The organism is Enterobacter cloacae complex sp. 394I7, from assembly GCF_057320345.1.
The window spans coordinates 894,451-910,850 of record NZ_JBXWCR010000001.1; the positions used below are offsets into that span (position 1 = coordinate 894,451).

The window sequence follows — 16,400 nt, forward strand, 5'->3', positions numbered from 1 at the left end:
TTTGAACTAAACTGTGTAAAAATGAGCAGGCTCACTTTTCGTGGGGAGATTAAAAGGAGAAAAATTGATGAGCTACGATCTGAAGTTTTCGCTGGTGACCACCGTTATTGTACTGGCTCTGATTGTTGCGGCGGGTCTGACGGCTGCATTGCATTGATTTACACGGAGGGAGAGCTCTCTCCCTCTCAGTTTTCCTGATTGTTACGCCTGCGGCAAAAATCTTTTGCCAATTTGTTAACTTCTCATTTTTTGTGATTGATGTCATGCTTTCGGCTTCTTTGTTCTGTGTCACGACATGACACGGCATCCGGAGTTGACGCATGAAAATCAATTTTCCCCTGCTTGCCCTGGCGATTGGCGCTTTTGGGATTGGCACCACTGAATTCTCCCCGATGGGGTTACTGCCTGTTATCGCCCGGGGCGTGGATGTTTCTATCCCGGCGGCCGGGATGCTCATCAGCGCCTACGCCATTGGCGTGATGGTGGGGGCACCGCTCATGACGCTTCTGCTTTCACACCGCGCGCGCCGCAATGCGCTGATTTTCCTGATGGCGATATTTACGCTGGGCAACGTGCTCTCCGCGATTGCTCCGGATTACACCACCCTGATGTTGTCCCGCATTCTGACCAGTCTTAACCACGGCGCGTTCTTTGGGCTGGGATCGGTTGTGGCCGCAAGCGTGGTGCCAAAACACAAGCAGGCGAGTGCCGTGGCAACCATGTTTATGGGTCTGACGATTGCCAACATTGGCGGTGTACCTGCCGCAACCTGGCTGGGTGAGGCGATCGGCTGGCGCATGTCGTTCCTGGCGACGGCCGTGCTGGGTGTTATCGCCATGGTGGCGTTGTACTTCTCCTTGCCGAAAGGCAGCGCTGGTGAACGTCCTGACGTCCGCAAAGAGCTGTCGGTACTGATGCGCCCGCAGGTGCTCTCCGCGCTGTTGACCACCGTACTGGGGGCGGGCGCCATGTTTACCCTGTACACCTATATTTCACCGGTGTTGCACGATATCACCCACGCGACGCCTCTCTTTGTGACCGCGATGCTGGTGCTGATTGGTGTCGGGTTCTCTATAGGCAACTATCTCGGCGGGAAATTCGCCGATCGTTCCGTGAGCGGGACGCTGAAAGGCTTTTTAACGCTGCTGATTGTCATCATGATCGCCATTCCATGGCTGGCGCGTAATGAGGTCGGGGCGGCGATGGCGATGGTTGTCTGGGGGGCTGCGACCTTTGCCGTGGTTCCGCCGCTGCAGATGCGCGTGATGCGCGTTGCCCATGAGGCACCGGGTCTCTCGTCGTCGGTCAATATTGGCGCGTTTAACCTTGGCAATGCGCTTGGAGCCGCTGCCGGTGGAGCCGTCATTTCTGGTGGCCTGGGATACAGCTTTGTGCCGGTGATGGGGGCGATAATTGCCGCGCTCGGCCTGCTGTTAGTGATGATGTCTGGCCGTAAACAGCCGGAAGCAGCGTGCGCTGCTGAATAATTAAAAAACGCAGAAGGGCAACCCCTTCTGCGTGTCTCTTACGCGGCGAAGTTCTTCGCCACAAACGCCCAGTTAACCAGTGCCCAGAAGTGCTCCAGGTAGTTCGGACGCGCGTTACGGTAATCAATGTAGTAAGCGTGTTCCCAGACGTCCACGGTCATCAGCGGCGTTGCGCTGGTGGTCAGTGGCGTACCCGCGTTCGAGGTGGAAACGATAGCCAGTTTGCCATCCGCGTCTTTCACCAGCCACGTCCAGCCAGAACCGAAGTTCTTGACTGCAGCATCCGTAAACTTCGCTTTAAAATCAGCAAAGCTGCCAAATGCCGCGTTAATCGCGCCAGCCAGTTCACCCGTAGGTTCGCCGCCTGCATTCGGTGCCAGGCAGTGCCAGTAGAAGGTGTGGTTCCACACCTGAGCGGCATTGTTAAAGACACCGCCCTCTGAACTGCGGACGATCTCTTCCAGCGTTTTGCCTTCAAAATCGGTGCCCTTGATCAGGTTGTTCAGATTGGTGACGTACGTCTGGTGATGTTTGCCGTAGTGATACTCCAGGGTTTCCGCAGAAATGTGCGGGGCCAGGGCGTCTTTTGCATATGGTAGTGCAGGTAATTCGAACGACATTGCTTCTCTCCTTATTGTTTTTTATGTTGCCAATAACCACACAGACAACAGGGACAGAATAGCAAATTGAAAGGGTATGCAAAAGAGGAACTTACCCTGCCACGGCTGTGGCAGGGCAGGGGTTAGCGAATGGTTTTTGGCGTCATCACGCGGCGTGCGCCGACATAGTGACGTACCCAGTAGTCTTCACTGAGAGAGGTTATCTGGATGTCCTGGCCGCTACGTGGGGACTGGATAAATTTCCCGTTGCCTACATATACGCCAACGTGGTCAGCCGTGCCGCGCCCCTGAGTGCGGAAGAAGACGAGATCGCCATTCTCCAGTTCACCGCGGTTGACCGGTGACGCGTCGCGCAGGTGATACATCTCATTGGCGGTACGTGGAATTCGGAACTTCACCAGATCTTTATAGGCGTAATAGACGAGGCCGCTGCAGTCGAAACCGGTACGCGGTGAGCTGCCGCCCCAGCGATAGGGTTTGCCAATCTGCCCCATCAGTTTGTTCAACGCCGTTTTTTGCGCTTTCTGTACGCGAACCTTATGCACTTCCGCTATTTTCGTGACCTTCGTGCATTTCGCTTTATGACCTTTGCGGGGGATGCATTTTTCCGTCACGAGATTAGCTGCAGTTTGCGAGGCTTTGCTTTTGGTTGCGTGGGCAGTGCGGGAAGGTTTTGTTTTCGTCTTGCTGGAGGCGGTCTTTTTAGTCTGGGTGGTGGTCTTTTTCTTGTCGTTCTTGCTGGTGGTTTTTTTCTTACGGTCTGTGGTTTTGGCCAGATGCGTTTTTTGTACAGCAGAGTGCCGCGCCTGTTGAGAGGCGTTCGCCACTGGCGTGAAAGTGAGTGTTGTAAACAGTAAAGCACAGAGCGTGATCGAGATTTTATTTATCCGCGCCACTGGGCAGTCCCCTGATAAATGCAGGTCATCAATAATACCCGCGAATGATTTACAAAGCCCGTCGATTCTAATCTATAAAAACCCGATAAGTTAATAGCATTTTTCAATCTACAATCCTGTTTCGTTAGCAAGTGCAAAAAAATTCATCAATCTGTCGCACTATTGTTCACTCCCTAAACAAAACCCTGAGTGCCGCAGGGTTAAACACCATTTGCAATGCAACTTTTCATCACTCGCGGTAAAATAAGAAAGACGTGACAAAAATGTTATTTTCCGATGGCAGTCTGAACCGCTACAATGACAGACGAATGCCGTAACAGAAGTTAAAGGAAGCAAGACATGAGCACCACTATTGAAAAAATCCAGCGCCAGATCGCTGAAAACCCGATTCTGCTGTATATGAAAGGTTCTCCGAAGCTGCCAAGCTGTGGCTTCTCCGCGCAAGCGGTTCAGGCGCTGTCTGCCTGTGGTGAGCGTTTTGCTTACGTTGATATCCTGCAGAACCCGGACATCCGCGCTGAGCTGCCTAAATACGCTAACTGGCCGACGTTCCCACAGCTGTGGGTAGACGGTGAGCTGGTCGGCGGTTGCGATATCCTGATCGAAATGTATCAGCGCGGTGAACTGCAGCAGCTGATCAAAGAAACGGCTGCGAAGTACAAAACGGAAGAGCCAGACGCGGAGTAAGTTATCTGCGAAGACAAAAAAGCGACCTCATGAGGTCGCTTTTTTTTATTCTTCACTGTCACCCATAGGCAGCGGCCAGCCGCCCAGACGCTTCCAGCGGTTCACAATTTCGCAAAACAGTTCCGCCGTCCGCTCGGTGTCATAAAGCGCGGAATGTGCCTGCGTACCGTCAAACTCAATGCCTGCCGTAATACATGCCTTTGATAATACCGTTTGTCCCAACGCCAGACCGCTCAGTGCCGCGGTATCGAAGGTCACAAACGGGTGGAAAGGGTTACGCTTGAGCGACGCGCGCTCGGCAGCGGCCATGGTAAAGGTGTGATCGAACGTGGCGTTATGCGCCACCATAATGGCGCGGCTGCAGTTGCTCTCTTTCATACCTTTACGCACCATTTTAAAAATGGCGTGCAGCGCGTCATATTCACTTACCGCACCACGCAGCGGGTTATGCGGATCGATGCCGTTAAAGGCCAGCGCCTCGGGCTGTAAGTTGGCCCCTTCAAACGGTTCAACGTGGAAATGCAGCGTGGTGTCCGGTGTAAGCCATCCCTGTTCATCCATCTTCAGCGTGATGGCGGCAATTTCAAGCAGCGCATCGGTTTTAGCGTTAAATCCGGCTGTTTCAACATCGATCACAACAGGATAAAAACCACGAAAACGGTCGCACAGACCGCTAAATTGAGCGTTATCGGACATCAGGGTCTCTTACATGGGGAAAAAAGCAGTGCGCATTATGGCAAATTTTGGATGGGGATGCAGTAAAAGTACGGGCGCATGTTGCGCCCTGCGGGATCAGTTGCCCAGACCGCGACCAGCGTCTTTGGCTTCAATCAGCTCGATTTTGTAGCCGTCCGGATCTTCAACAAACGCGATCACGGTGGTGCCGCCTTTGACCGGGCCAGCTTCGCGCGTCACGTTACCGCCGTTGCTGCGAATACGTTCACAGGCTTCGGCTGCGTTGTCCACTTCCAGCGCGATATGACCATAAGCGGTGCCCAGCTCATAGCTGTCCACGCCCCAGTTGTAGGTCAGTTCGATGACCGCTTCGTCCGTTTCCGGGCCGTAACCCACAAACGCCAGCGAGTATTTATATTCCGGGTTTTCGCTGGTGCGCAGCAGTTTCATACCCAGTACGTTAGTGTAGAAATCGACAGAACGTTGCAGATCGCCAACGCGCAGCATGGTGTGAAGTAGGCGCATAATTTCCTCATTAACCAATGGAATAGAATATCTATTTGAACAGAAACGATGTTTTAGTATAGCGGCGAAAGGTCGCCGCTATCAATGAGCAATGAAGAGATTACAGGGTAGGGTAGTCGGTATAACCTTCAGCGCCGCCGCCGTAGAAGCTTTCCGGACGCTGAGGGTTCAGCGCGGCTTTCTGCTGCAGACGGGCGACCAGATCAGGGTTAGCGATAAAATCGCGACCAAATGCAACGGCGTCGATCAAACCTTTGCTAATCAGATCTTCAGCTTTCTCAGGGGTATATGCACCTGCACCGATGATCACACCGTGGAAGCGTTCGCGTACTTTCTGACGGAAGGCTTCAGTGTAAGGCTGACCACCGGCCCAGTCTGGCTCGGACATATGCAGATACGCGATACCCCGTTTTGCCAGCTCTTCAATCAGATAAAGGGCATCCGCTTCTTCGTCCGGGCCGTTATCAACGTTCTGGAAAGAACCAATCGGGGACACGCGGATACCAATGCGGTCCGGGCTCCACTCCTGACATACGGCATCCACCACTTCCAGCACCAGGCGCGCACGGTTTTCAACGCTGCCGCCGTACTGGTCGGTACGATGGTTAGAGGACGGTGACAGGAACTGGTGCAGCAGATAGCCATGCGCGGAGTGCAGTTCAACCAGGTCGAAACCGGCTTCACGCGCATTCGCCACGGCCTGGCGGAAATCGTTAACAATCCCCGGGATCTCGTCCAGTTCAAGAGCGCGCGGCATAGACGTATCAACGCGGATCGCATTGCCGTTTTCATCACGCAGAGAGGTGCGGGTGTTCGCGCTCAGGGCAGAGGCGGAAACCGGTGCCTGACCGCCAGGCTGGATGCTGCTGTGAGAGATACGACCGGTATGCCACAGCTGGACGGCAATACGACCCTCTTCAGCGTGAACGCCAGCCGTGATTTTTTTCCACGCGGCAATCTGTTCCGGGCTGTGCAGACCTGGTGCGCCAGCGTAACCCTTAGCCTGAGCAGAAATCTGAGTGGCCTCGGTGATGATCAGGCCAGAGCTTGCGCGCTGACGGTAATATTCACCCATCAACGGGGTAGGGATATCACCCGGCTCAATGCTGCGCAGACGGGTAAGCGGGGCCATGAACACACGGTTTGGCGCGGTAACGGCACCCACTTTCAAGGGGGTAAATAATTTTTCAGCGGACATAAAGGCTCCTGAGTAGACCAGTCGTCTAGTAATTACGTAAATAAAAACGCCTGCTATACGCGAGGCGTAGTAATGCTGCTTTTTACATGTGCCAGTGCGCTTTCAAGCGGCACCGCACTGCGAGAAATCTTGGCCTGCAGGTTCGCGCCTAACCAGAGGGCGTATAAAACCTGCGCCTGGGTTAAAGGTTCGCCGGGAAAAGTCAGCGTTTTTTCATCGCGGCCTTTCTCCAGCGCCTGTGCCATGAGGGCGATAACCCCGCGGGCCCCTTTATCCATTGCTGTGCGCATATCTTCTGAAAGATCGCACACTTCGGCAGAAAGTTTTACCGTCAGGCAACCGCTGATGATGCCCTGCTGACAGAACTGGTTCAGCGTTTCCTGATAGAAGTGCAGAACACGATCGCGATAATTACCTTCGCCCGTGGCAAAGTGCGCTGCCAGGCGCTGATGGTAGCTGGCATAGTGCCGCTCCAGCATTGCCACGCCAAACGCCTCTTTGGACCGGAAGTAGTGATAAAACGACCCCTTCGGTACCTCAGCGGTTTTTAATAACTCGCTCAACCCCATACCGGTGAACCCGCGATGCATGCAAAGTCGCTCGCCGGTCGCCAGTAAATGTTCTCGGGTATCGTGTTCTGTATTTCTGCTCATGGCCGCACTCTAATAGACCGTTCGGTCTATTGCAAGCGTGTTCAGTGGCGACATGCGTTCAGAATATCCAGCTGCTGTTGATAAACCTTTGATTTAATGTCCATCATACCCAATACGGTAGAGAACAAATTGTCCTGCGAAACCGCATTTTTTGCTGCATGGTCACGTAAACACTGCGCGTTGACGCCGAAATTTTTCGCATAGTCTGGTGATAACCAGAACATAAACGGAATGTGCGTTTGTTGCTCTGGGGCCAGCAGATACGGCGTGCCGTGCAGATAAATCCCGCTTTCGCCCAGCGACTCCCCGTGATCCGAAAGGTAAATCAGGGCGGTATTCATGCTCGCCTGACGCGCTTTTAGGGCATCGATGGTTTTACTGACCATGCTGTCGGTATACAGGATGGTGTTGTCATAGGTATTCATCAGCGCCTGGTGATCGCAATCCTGAATTTCATTGGTATCGCAGGTTGGCGTAAATTTGCGGAAATTATCCGGATAACGGCGATAGTATGCCGGGCCGTGGCTGCCCATCAGGTGGATGACCAGTACGGAGTCCTGCTTCAGGCCATCCAGAACATTGTCCAGACGGGTGAAGTTCACATCGTCAATGCAGGAGTTGTCTTTGCAGAACTGATCGAGTTTCCACTGGGTCATGTCGGTATGGGGAACGCGATCGCAGGCGCCTTTACAACCGCCATCATTGTCACGCCACAGCATATTGATCCCCGCATGGGCGAGCACGTCCAGCAACCCTTCCTGGTGATGGGCCAGGTCGGCATCGTATTTACTGCGCGTCATACCGGAGAACATGCAGGGCACGGAGACGGCCGTTTCGGTGCCGCAGGAGGAGGCCTGCGGGAAGTTAATAACATCCTGCTTTTTCAGCTCGGGGTTTGTTTCACGCCCGTAGCCATTCAACGAGTAGTTCGCGGCGCGTGACGCTTCACCGATGACCAGCACCAGAACGGTTTTCTTTTGTTGGCCTGTAATCAGCGGCCCTTTATGGGCATCTTCACCGATCCGGACCAGCGTTTGATCGCCTGCAAACCAGCGCATTTTGCTGTATTTGACCATCGCGCTGACATAGTTCGCGGGGGTCACCATTTTGACGATGCTTTTGTTATTGCGAAACAGCGATGCGTAATCTTTATAAAACAGGGCGGCGATGAGGATGATAACCAGCAGGGCGCCGAGCATTGCGGCAAAACGGGTCAGCAGGGCGTACCACCATTTCCCGGTGCGAATGCGGATCATGGCCAGCACCACGGACGGAACAAGACCGGCAACGACAATCCACAGGATCATCTGCGGCGTCACCAGGGCGGTGGCTTCCTGAGAGTTGGTTTCGAACACGTTAACAATCATGTTCTGATCGATAACCGCGCCGTAGGTATACATAAAGTAAGTCGCGGCGGCGCATCCGACGGTCAAGACAATCAGCAGCGGCTTACGGATAAACGGGATATTAAGCAGACTAAAAACAATGACCCAGCCGCAAAACAGCACCAGTGGAACGGACGCGGCAAAGAGGACGTCATGGATATGCGCGGGCGCGATAATTGCCCAGCTACGCTGAATAAACAGCGCGTTTAATACGGTAAAGAAAAGTGCACAGCCCAGAGTAAATTTTATATCGTTACATTGTAACTTTTTGATTAGCCACATCGATCAGAAAACCTGCAATTTTAATGATGGGGCGAGTATAGAGAACGAAGATTAGTGAAACCTTAATGCCACAAAACTGTGGTAAAGCCCTTGCACGCGGGACGTTTACCGTCTTCACTGTAGGTGATAGTCGTTATCGGGAGGTGAGTGTGGCAGAGCAACTGGAGTTTTTCCCCATCCAGAGCCCGTGCCGGGGTATTTGTCAGGTGGATGAACGCGGATATTGCCGTGGCTGCATGCGCACGCGCGATGAGCGTTTTAACTGGCAACACTTCAGCGACACGCAGAAACAGGAGGTGCTCCGTCTCTGTCGACAGCGACTTCTGCGCAAAATACGCGCAAACAAAGCCGGTGACACCGAAGAACCCCAGCAACCTTCACTGTTTTAACACGGTAATTGCGTATACTCATGACATCACGTCCTTGAGGAAAATGTTATGGTTCAGCGAATTACCCTTGCCCCCCAGGGGCCAGAATTCTCCCGCTTTGTGATGGGCTACTGGCGCCTGATGGACTGGAATATGTCCCCCCTCCAGCTGGCAAGCTTTATTGAAGAGCATCTCGACTTAGGGATCACCACGGTCGATCACGCTGATATTTACGGCGGCTATCAGTGTGAAGCCGCGTTCGGCGAGGCACTCAAGTTGGTTCCTGCGTTACGCGAACGCATGGAGATCGTCACCAAATGCGGGATTGCCACGACGGCAAAACCGGAGCATGCTCTCGGCCATTACATTACCGACAGCGCGCACATCATTAAGAGCGCCGAACAGTCGCTGGTTAACCTGGCGACCGATCATATCGATCTGCTACTGATCCACCGCCCCGATCCGTTGATGGATGCCGATGAGGTGGCCGAAGCGTTTCTGAATCTGCATCAAAGCGGCAAAGTGCGTCATTTCGGCGTATCAAACTTTACCCCTGCACAGTTTGCGCTGCTGCAGTCTCGTCTGCCGTTTACCCTGGCCACCAACCAGGTTGAAATTTCTCCGGTTCATCAGCCGCTGTTGCTGGATGGCACGCTCGATCAGCTTCAGCAGTTGCGTATCCGTCCGATGGCGTGGTCGTGTCTGGGCGGCGGACGTCTGTTTAATGATGATGAATTCCAGCCGCTGCGCACTGAGCTTGAGACCATTGCCCGCGAACTGAATGCCGGGAGCATCGAACAGGTGGTGTACGCGTGGATCCTGCGTCTGCCGTCAAAACCACTGCCGATCATTGGCTCGGGCAAAATTGAACGCGTACGCGCCGCCATTGCCGCGGAAGAGTTGCAGATGACCCGTCAGCAGTGGTTCCGCATCCGCAAAGCGGCGCTGGGTTACGACGTCCCGTAACCGGTAAAACGTGACTTTCCGGTGAAATCTTTGCCCCTGGTATAAACTTAAGGGGCAAAAAACAACCCGTGGAGGTCATATGAAGCGTTTTACTCTGGCTCTCGTCACGCTGGTGGTCTGTGCAGGTGCGCAGGCGGCCAGTGATGAAGTGGAAATGAATCTCGTCACCTCTCAGGGTGTAGGTCAGTCCATCGGCACGGTGAAAATCACTGAAACCGACAAGGGACTGGAATTCGCGCCCAATCTCAAAGCCCTTCCTCCTGGCGAACATGGTTTCCATGTCCATGCTAACGGTAGCTGTCAGCCCGCATTAAAAGAGGGTAAAGCCTCGGCTGCGGAGGCGGCAGGCGGCCACCTCGACCCACAACATACCGGTAAGCATGAAGGTCCTGACGGTATGGGACATCTGGGCGATTTGCCGGTGCTGGTGGTGAATAACGACGGCAAAGCCACGGATCCCGTCGTCGCGCCGCGGCTGAAAAAGCTGGATGAAGTGAAAGGCAAGGCGCTGATGATCCATGTCGGCGGCGACAATATGTCCGATCAGCCAAAACCGCTTGGCGGTGGCGGGGCTCGCTATGCCTGCGGGGTGATGTGATCCCCAATTGTACCCGGAGCCGGTGCCTGTTCCAGCTGCGACAGTGAGCAGTGCAGGCGCCAGATTATCGAGGCTAAATCTCGTGCTGCAGGCGAGTGGTGGTGCGCAAGGGTATCGCAAATTCGCTGAAGTTCAGCAAGCGTGGTTTCCAGTGGACGCTGCTGGACACCGCGTTCGCTCATGACATCGCGTAGCAGGGTGATGCAGACATCACGAACCTGCGACAGCGGGTCGGACCGTGTTTCCCATGCCCTAAGTTGCCAGACCACGTGAGAGCAGTTCAACAGCACCACGCCCCAGCGCAACAGCCAGCGGCGCGAAAGGGAGTCCTGGCTGTTATTGAGCTGGCTGACATAGTGATAGACCAGCGATTCATACTCACTTTCACGTAAATGCGGTTTTCGACTCAACTGATCGACAAAACCTCTGCGTAACTCGCGGATATGCCGGCGACTCTTGCGCGCATCTGAACCCGGACGTAACACCGCAAATGCCAGCCACGCCAGCCCAACGCCAAGGATCTTCGCCAGATTATCATTGAGAAAATCGGCGTAGTCATAAACCGGCGGGTTAGTGACGGAGATAAACGAGCCCATAAATACAATCAGCTGTCCCCACAGCCCCGCGAGTTTGGGCATTTGCAGCTTTAGCAGCTGCATGGTGGTTAACAGCGGGAACAGGAACAGAAGGAACTGCCACAGGTCGCTTATCTGCACCATCAACCCAAACTTCACGGCAAAACTAAACAGCGAAAGCAGCACCAGGGTGCGCAGCAGCAGCGTGAGGGAGTTGAACGGTGACGCGGCGACGGAGTACAGCACGCAGCTGATAGCAGCAAGCGTCAGGGCCGCAGGGCCTGACTCCCACTGGGTGGTGATACTCCACGCGCCGACCAGCGTGAGCGCGCAAAAGGTACGAAAACCGCTCCACAGTGCCTCCATCGAGTCTGTGTGTCGTGCCAGCGCCGGGCTACCGGGGACAGCGAACTCGGTGACCGGGGTGGCATTTTCCACGGCGTTAATCCAGCGGCTGCTGCGCAGATACAACCGGCAAAAATAGTTGAGACGCTGCCAGAAGGCGCGGTGACGGTAATCGTACTCATCTACTGGCGCGAGCGGGGCGATAATCTTCGCGACGGTGTAGATGTCGGCATCCGGGCGTGCAAGCGCCGCAAGCAGCGTTTCAATCACGGCGCGCGTATGTGCAGGGGGCGTGGGCCAGTTGAGCAGCATCCGGCGCAGGCTGGAGATTGAGCTGGTCATACGCAGCTGCTGATGCAACAGATAGTTCAGCAGGGTGTTCTGACGACGAAAGCGATAGTGGCTCCAGAAGGCCTGAATGCGTAACAGATTCATGGTCAGGATCTGGCCGATCACCTTTTCGTGCGCAAGACGGATGTCGTCGTTGGTATCCGGTTGCCAGAGCAGGCTTGCGTGCTCCAGTAAACGGGTATGCATGGTCTTCAGGGCGGTAATAAGCGCGGTGCCATCGGAAGTGCTCGGCAGGATCATCATCATGAAACCGCCGCTCAGAATACCGACAATCACTTCGCAGACGCGCGCCTGTGCGATGTCCCACAGCTCGGTGGTATCGAGCACATTCACCACCGGAAAGGCGATAATGGCGGCGGTATAGCCGGCCAGCTGGAAGGCATAGGCAACATTATTCGTAAAGTGCGCGCAGGCCCAGGTACAAAAGCCCAGCCATATCGCCATGCTCAACAAAAAAAGCCACGGATCGTTCAGCGTATGACCTGCAATGATTAACGCTGCGGTGGCACCCAACAGGCTGCCGGCAATACGTCCAAGACTTTTGCTGATCACCCCGCCGACGGTGGGGAAACTCACCACCGCGGCAGAGGTCATTGCCCAGTAGGGCTGATCAAGGTTGAGGTAATAGGCGACAGTCAGCGCCAGACACATCGCAATGCCATTACGCAGCGCATAGCGCCACTGCGGACGTGTCGCTTTCATCCACGGCGTATTTCGCCAGGAGAAGGCCTGCAGGTTCATCAACGGGTCCCGATGGCGACGGTGCAGGTTGTGCCGGAGACCAGCGTCATGCCCTGCGGTAAACGATCAAACTCCACACGAACCGGTACGCGCTGGGCCAGACGCACCCACGGCACGTTCGGTTTGATGTCCGGTACCAGGCCTGAATCCATTTCAACACTCTGATCGTAAATGGCGCGGCCAATGCTGGAGACGTGACCCTGTAACCGCTGCGAGCCGCTGTAAAGCGTAATGGTAGCGGGAGACCCTTCGCGAATATGGCGAAGCTTGGTCTCTTCAAAATAACCCACCACATAGAACGAGTGGCTGTCGACAAGGGCGAAAACGGGTTGCCCGGCGGTGGCATAATTCCCCACGCGGGCTGACAGGTTGGTGATCCATCCATCGACTGGCGCGGTAATAACGGTTTGTGTCAGCTCCCACTGCGCCTGTTTGAGCGTAGCCTCCGCGACGTTCACGCTCGCCTGCATGGCCTTAACGTTGATATTGGCAGTATCTAAATCTTCTGCGGAAATATAGTTGCGCGACAAATGCCGGCGGCGATTGGCTTCGTTATTGGCTTTTGCTAAATCAGACTGGGCCTTCGCCAGCTGTGCCTGGGCGTTAAGGATCGCAATATGATAGGGGGTGTCGTCGATACGGAATAACACGTCACCCTTTTTAACGTACTGGTTATCTTTCACAACAAGCGTCGTAATGCTGCCCGAAACCTGTGGGGTAATGCTGACCTGCTCAGCCCGCACTTTGCCGTCACGTGTCCAGGGTGACTGCATATAAAAATTCCAGAGCCACCACCCGGCAACCAGGGCCAGAGCAAGAACAATCAGCGTGGAAAAGTACTTCAGCGTTTTCAGGGGCATATTCACCACACAATCAAGACAGCTAGGCCCAGGCATACGGAAAGGGCAAACAGGGAGAGATCCATTAACATGGGGTGCCAAATCTCGCCGGAGTACATCCAGTCGCGAAGCAGGCGATGGGCTATGAGCCAAATCATAAAGCCGACCAGGACGGCCTTAAACAAGGGCGGAAAGTAGACTGACGCACCGAAAATCAGGTCCTGAAGGGGGAGTCCCACGGAGCTTTGAAAAAACGTCACGGGCAGAGATCCTTTGCAGTGAACAAAATGCCGCGAGGGCGAGTCTTAATCTGATGGAACATCACAATTCAGTGTAAGTCATCCTTTTAAGTTCGATGAATGCAGTATTGCATTTGTTTTGCCAATACAAATGCTGCACACTATTCTAAAATCAGTATAATAACTTAGCAAGCTAATTATAAGGAGATGAAATTGGAATCGCCATTAGGTTCTGATCTGGCAAGGTTGGTACGCGTCTGGCGTGCTCTGATTGACCATCGCCTGAAACCTCTGGAATTGACACAGACGCACTGGGTCACGCTGCATAACATTCATCAGCTGCCACCCGACCAGTCACAAATTCAACTGGCAAAAGCGATCGGCATTGAGCAACCATCACTGGTACGTACGCTTGACCAACTGGAAGAGAAAGGACTCATCTCCCGGCAAACCTGCGCCAGCGATCGTCGCGCTAAGCGGATTAAGCTCACTGAGAAAGCGGCACCTATCATTACTGAAATGGAAGCCGTTATCACCAAAACGCGCGGCGAAATCCTTTCCGGGGTTTCACCCGCAGAGCTTGAACTGCTCATCAGCCTCATTGGACGCCTCGAGCAGAACATCCATGAGCTGCAGTCACGCGACTGACACCATCATAAGGCCTTGCAGCAGCAAGGCCTTTTTTACCTCGACACAACGACACGGTTACGCCCGGTCTCTTTCGCTTCATACATCGCCTTGTCAGCATTCTCCACGCACGCTTCAGCGGTCGTCGTCGGAGAGGTGGCGGTAAATACCCCCATGCTAATCGTGATGGATTCAGGTAACTGACCCCCGCTGCTGACCTTATCAAAACTGCTCAGCTTTAGCCGTATGCGTTCAGCCACCTGGTACGCTGCCTCCGACGAAGTATTGGTCAGCATCAGGACAAATTCTTCCCCACCAATACGTGCCGCAATGTCCTGCGGGCGGACGGAATCCATCAGCAGGTTGGCGACAAACTGCAATACTTTGTCTCCCTGCAGATGGCCGTAGCAGTCGTTGATGCGCTTAAAACGGTCGAGATCGCTGACGATAACCGACACAGGGTGGTTGGCTTTGCTGATGTTGAGTGCCTGATTTAAGGCGTCGTAAAAATAACTGCGGTTGTAGAGGCGCGTCAGCGGGTCGCGGATCGAGTTCTGATAAGACTGCTGATACTTTATGTGCGAGTCGCGATACAGGTTAAAGACGTCGTACAGCAGGACAAAAATAATCATCAGCGTCGCCACGGTTTCGAATAAGCGAGCGTGATACCAGGACGTGTCCTCAGCATGCCCGCCGGCTAACAGTAATGAGAGCGTCAGGACATAACAGACACATAAGAAATTACCGCCAACCCAAAAAAGATTCCGCACCCGGGTAATCGTCATTAACGTTGCTAATGCCACAACCCAGAGAAGAATCAAAAAGATATTTATGACCTGGCTCCAGAGAACCATAAATTGCCGGGTTTCATTATCTACCAGATCCAGCGTTATCAGTGCCGAGTGGCTGGAGCAGAACCAGGCCAGGGCGACCATAGAAACCGTAAACAGCATTGTACCGATAACCACGGCAATATGCGCGGGGCGTGAAAGGGGATAATCCCGAATAGAATAGAGCAAAGCTGAGACTATTATCAGCACCGCCATAAGAATATGACGGAACATAAAGAAGATCATGGCGTCGTTATAGTCGACAACATTGAACTGATAGAGATCCAGCCATGACGGGAAGCTGGAGAGGGTACCGGCCATCAGCATCGTCGACCCGGCGAAGGCCGAGGCGAGGGCGATAAGGTACAACCGCCGTCTGTCGCACCAGTATTTCATGACCATGAAGCAGGCAATAAACAGGTGGAATACCAGCAAAAATATGGTAAGTGTCGGGAATAGCAGCGGTGAGAATGAAGGGACTAATTCGACCAGTTTTACAAAGAGACCTTGTAATATTCCAACGACGACGATGCATCCAAAACAGAATGTAATATAAGGGTTCTTAAAATATCGTTGTAGTGCAAGCATAGGGATTTGACGGAATAATAAAATTAAAAAATGTAAAGTAAGAAAGAGAGTAACAGGCGTGGAGAGTAAATACTTTGCGCAGGAACAAGATATACCGCGCTTAATGATTCATGGCGGGAATGTTTTTTGTAAATATATTGCTGGTAATTATATTATATGTAAATAGATTTGTTTACGGGCTTCGCTAAACAGATTTGTTAAATGGATTTGTTAAATGGATGTGGTCTGATGACCACATCCAGTTTGAATTAGCGTGGAGAAACGGTGACCTGGCTTCCGTTGCTCGCCAGAACAACGCGCTGGCCGGCAGAGAAACGGGTATTACCTTGTTTCTGTACTACCATGATGGTGCTGCCGTCATCTTTACGGATTTCCAGTTCTACGCCCTGGCTTTTGTTCATTGCACCCTGAACGCCCTGGCCTGCAACACCACCCGCAACGGCACCTGCTGCCGTGGCCAGCGAACGGCCCGTGCCACCGCCTACGGTATTACCGAGGAAGCCACCCAGCACAGCACCGCCGATGGCACCCATCACGTTGCTGTCATCGCCACCCTGAATTTGTACAGGGCGTGCGTTAACAACGGTACCGTAAGTGACGCTCTGAACCTGTTTGGCTTCAGAAGCGCTGTACACGTCGCCAGAAAGTGAACTGTCATTCACACAGCCTGCAAGGGTTAAACCGATCAGCGAAACGCCCAGTACACGTAAAATCATTTGAATCTCCTGTTCACCAAAAACGCCCGATGGCGGGCATCCGTTATGGCTAAATTATATGGCATAAGGGGCCATAGTTCATATCTTTGCACTAACAATAAGAAAATTGTACTTGAATTTAACTTAACGAGACATAAACGGGCACCCGGCAGGTTACCTGTCTGAGATTGTTAAAAAATATTATCGCCGGATAGCAAAGCGGCGCTGTT

The 16,400-nt window shown here is 53.4% G+C and carries 19 protein-coding genes; 7 read left to right on the plus strand and 12 right to left on the minus strand.

The genetic code is table 11. The features are described 5' to 3' along the window. Positions 1-67: 67 nt before the first annotated feature. Together cydH and AC2FAP_RS04375 are read left to right on the plus strand one after the other, a co-directional pair. On the plus strand, positions 68-157 hold the full coding sequence (gene cydH, locus AC2FAP_RS04370; RefSeq protein WP_032670423.1) for a cytochrome bd-I oxidase subunit CydH: 90 nt from the start codon (positions 68-70) through the stop codon (positions 155-157). Positions 158-320: 163 nt separating this feature from the next. Continuing rightward, the gene (locus AC2FAP_RS04375) at positions 321-1,487 is read left to right on the plus strand and encodes an MFS transporter (protein WP_014169771.1); all 1,167 of its coding nucleotides are present in this window, start codon (positions 321-323) and stop codon (positions 1,485-1,487) included. Between the two features lie 38 nt (positions 1,488-1,525). Here AC2FAP_RS04375 and sodB read toward each other — a convergent pair whose 3' ends face one another. Then, a complete protein-coding gene (gene sodB, locus AC2FAP_RS04380; protein ID WP_020884341.1) occupies positions 1,526-2,107 on the minus strand; it encodes a superoxide dismutase [Fe] in 582 nt (193 codons plus the stop codon). A 122-nt stretch (positions 2,108-2,229) separates the two neighbouring features. Beyond that, entirely contained in the window at positions 2,230-3,003 is a 774-nt protein-coding gene (locus tag AC2FAP_RS04385) for a C40 family peptidase (RefSeq protein ID WP_014169773.1), read from the minus strand. A 339-nt stretch (positions 3,004-3,342) separates the two neighbouring features. Between AC2FAP_RS04385 and grxD the strand changes: the two genes are divergently transcribed. Then, positions 3,343-3,690, plus strand: coding sequence for a monothiol glutaredoxin 4 (gene grxD, locus AC2FAP_RS04390; RefSeq protein WP_003832760.1), 348 nt, complete (start codon positions 3,343-3,345; stop codon positions 3,688-3,690). A 45-nt stretch (positions 3,691-3,735) separates the two neighbouring features. Here the strand turns inward: grxD and rnt are convergent, their stop codons facing one another. The 5 genes from rnt to eptA all read right to left on the minus strand — a co-directional run bounded on the left by rnt (position 3,736) and on the right by eptA (position 8,408). After that, a complete protein-coding gene (rnt, locus tag AC2FAP_RS04395) occupies positions 3,736-4,386 on the minus strand; it encodes a ribonuclease T (protein WP_014169774.1) in 651 nt (216 codons plus the stop codon). A 96-nt stretch (positions 4,387-4,482) separates the two neighbouring features. Beyond that, positions 4,483-4,890 carry a lactoylglutathione lyase gene (gloA, locus tag AC2FAP_RS04400; protein ID WP_020884340.1) on the minus strand — a complete coding sequence of 136 codons (408 nt, stop codon included), beginning with the start codon at positions 4,888-4,890 and terminating at the stop codon, positions 4,483-4,485. 100 nt (positions 4,891-4,990) lie between these two features. Further along, entirely contained in the window at positions 4,991-6,088 is a 1,098-nt protein-coding gene (gene nemA / locus AC2FAP_RS04405; protein ID WP_020884339.1) for an alkene reductase, read from the minus strand. 53 nt (positions 6,089-6,141) lie between these two features. Then, positions 6,142-6,741 carry a TetR/AcrR family transcriptional regulator gene (locus AC2FAP_RS04410; RefSeq protein ID WP_014169778.1) on the minus strand — a complete coding sequence of 200 codons (600 nt, stop codon included), beginning with the start codon at positions 6,739-6,741 and terminating at the stop codon, positions 6,142-6,144. Between the two features lie 41 nt (positions 6,742-6,782). Further along, complete coding sequence (gene eptA, locus AC2FAP_RS04415; protein WP_182268507.1) at positions 6,783-8,408, minus strand: phosphoethanolamine transferase EptA; 1,626 nt, start codon at positions 8,406-8,408, stop codon at positions 6,783-6,785. A gap of 149 nt (positions 8,409-8,557) precedes the next feature. Here eptA and AC2FAP_RS04420 point away from each other — a divergent pair, with 149 nt between their 5' ends. From AC2FAP_RS04420 to sodC, 3 genes are all read left to right on the plus strand, one after another. Continuing rightward, positions 8,558-8,797, plus strand: a complete 240-nt coding sequence (locus AC2FAP_RS04420) for a DUF1289 domain-containing protein (protein WP_020884337.1) — start codon at positions 8,558-8,560, stop codon at positions 8,795-8,797. A 48-nt stretch (positions 8,798-8,845) separates the two neighbouring features. After that, positions 8,846-9,742, plus strand: a complete 897-nt coding sequence (locus AC2FAP_RS04425) for an aldo/keto reductase (RefSeq protein WP_014169781.1) — start codon at positions 8,846-8,848, stop codon at positions 9,740-9,742. A 79-nt stretch (positions 9,743-9,821) separates the two neighbouring features. Beyond that, positions 9,822-10,340, plus strand: a complete 519-nt coding sequence (gene sodC / locus AC2FAP_RS04430; RefSeq protein ID WP_020884336.1) for a superoxide dismutase [Cu-Zn] SodC — start codon at positions 9,822-9,824, stop codon at positions 10,338-10,340. On the opposite strand, the gene AC2FAP_RS04435 is transcribed toward sodC, so the two are convergent. Genes AC2FAP_RS04435 through AC2FAP_RS04445 form a run of 3 tightly spaced genes read right to left on the minus strand, consistent with a single transcriptional unit; the run spans position 10,319 to position 13,451 of the window. Next, positions 10,319-12,352, minus strand: coding sequence for an FUSC family protein (locus AC2FAP_RS04435; RefSeq protein WP_047366454.1), 2,034 nt, complete (start codon positions 12,350-12,352; stop codon positions 10,319-10,321). The genes sodC and AC2FAP_RS04435 overlap by 22 nt on opposite strands. Beyond that, positions 12,352-13,212, minus strand: coding sequence for an efflux RND transporter periplasmic adaptor subunit (locus AC2FAP_RS04440; RefSeq protein WP_182268662.1), 861 nt, complete (start codon positions 13,210-13,212; stop codon positions 12,352-12,354). Before AC2FAP_RS04440 ends, AC2FAP_RS04435 begins: the two co-directional genes overlap by 1 nt. A 2-nt stretch (positions 13,213-13,214) precedes the next feature. Continuing rightward, complete coding sequence (locus AC2FAP_RS04445; protein ID WP_020884333.1) at positions 13,215-13,451, minus strand: DUF1656 domain-containing protein; 237 nt, start codon at positions 13,449-13,451, stop codon at positions 13,215-13,217. Positions 13,452-13,637: 186 nt separating this feature from the next. Here AC2FAP_RS04445 and slyA point away from each other — a divergent pair, with 186 nt between their 5' ends. Continuing rightward, entirely contained in the window at positions 13,638-14,078 is a 441-nt protein-coding gene (gene slyA / locus AC2FAP_RS04450) for a transcriptional regulator SlyA (RefSeq protein ID WP_014169785.1), read from the plus strand. Positions 14,079-14,113: 35 nt separating this feature from the next. On the opposite strand, the gene AC2FAP_RS04455 is transcribed toward slyA, so the two are convergent. Beyond that, complete coding sequence (locus tag AC2FAP_RS04455; RefSeq protein WP_182268508.1) at positions 14,114-15,475, minus strand: sensor domain-containing diguanylate cyclase; 1,362 nt, start codon at positions 15,473-15,475, stop codon at positions 14,114-14,116. Between the two features lie 248 nt (positions 15,476-15,723). Further along, entirely contained in the window at positions 15,724-16,191 is a 468-nt protein-coding gene (gene slyB / locus AC2FAP_RS04460) for an outer membrane lipoprotein SlyB (protein WP_014169789.1), read from the minus strand. Between the last annotated feature and the right edge of the window lie 209 nt (positions 16,192-16,400).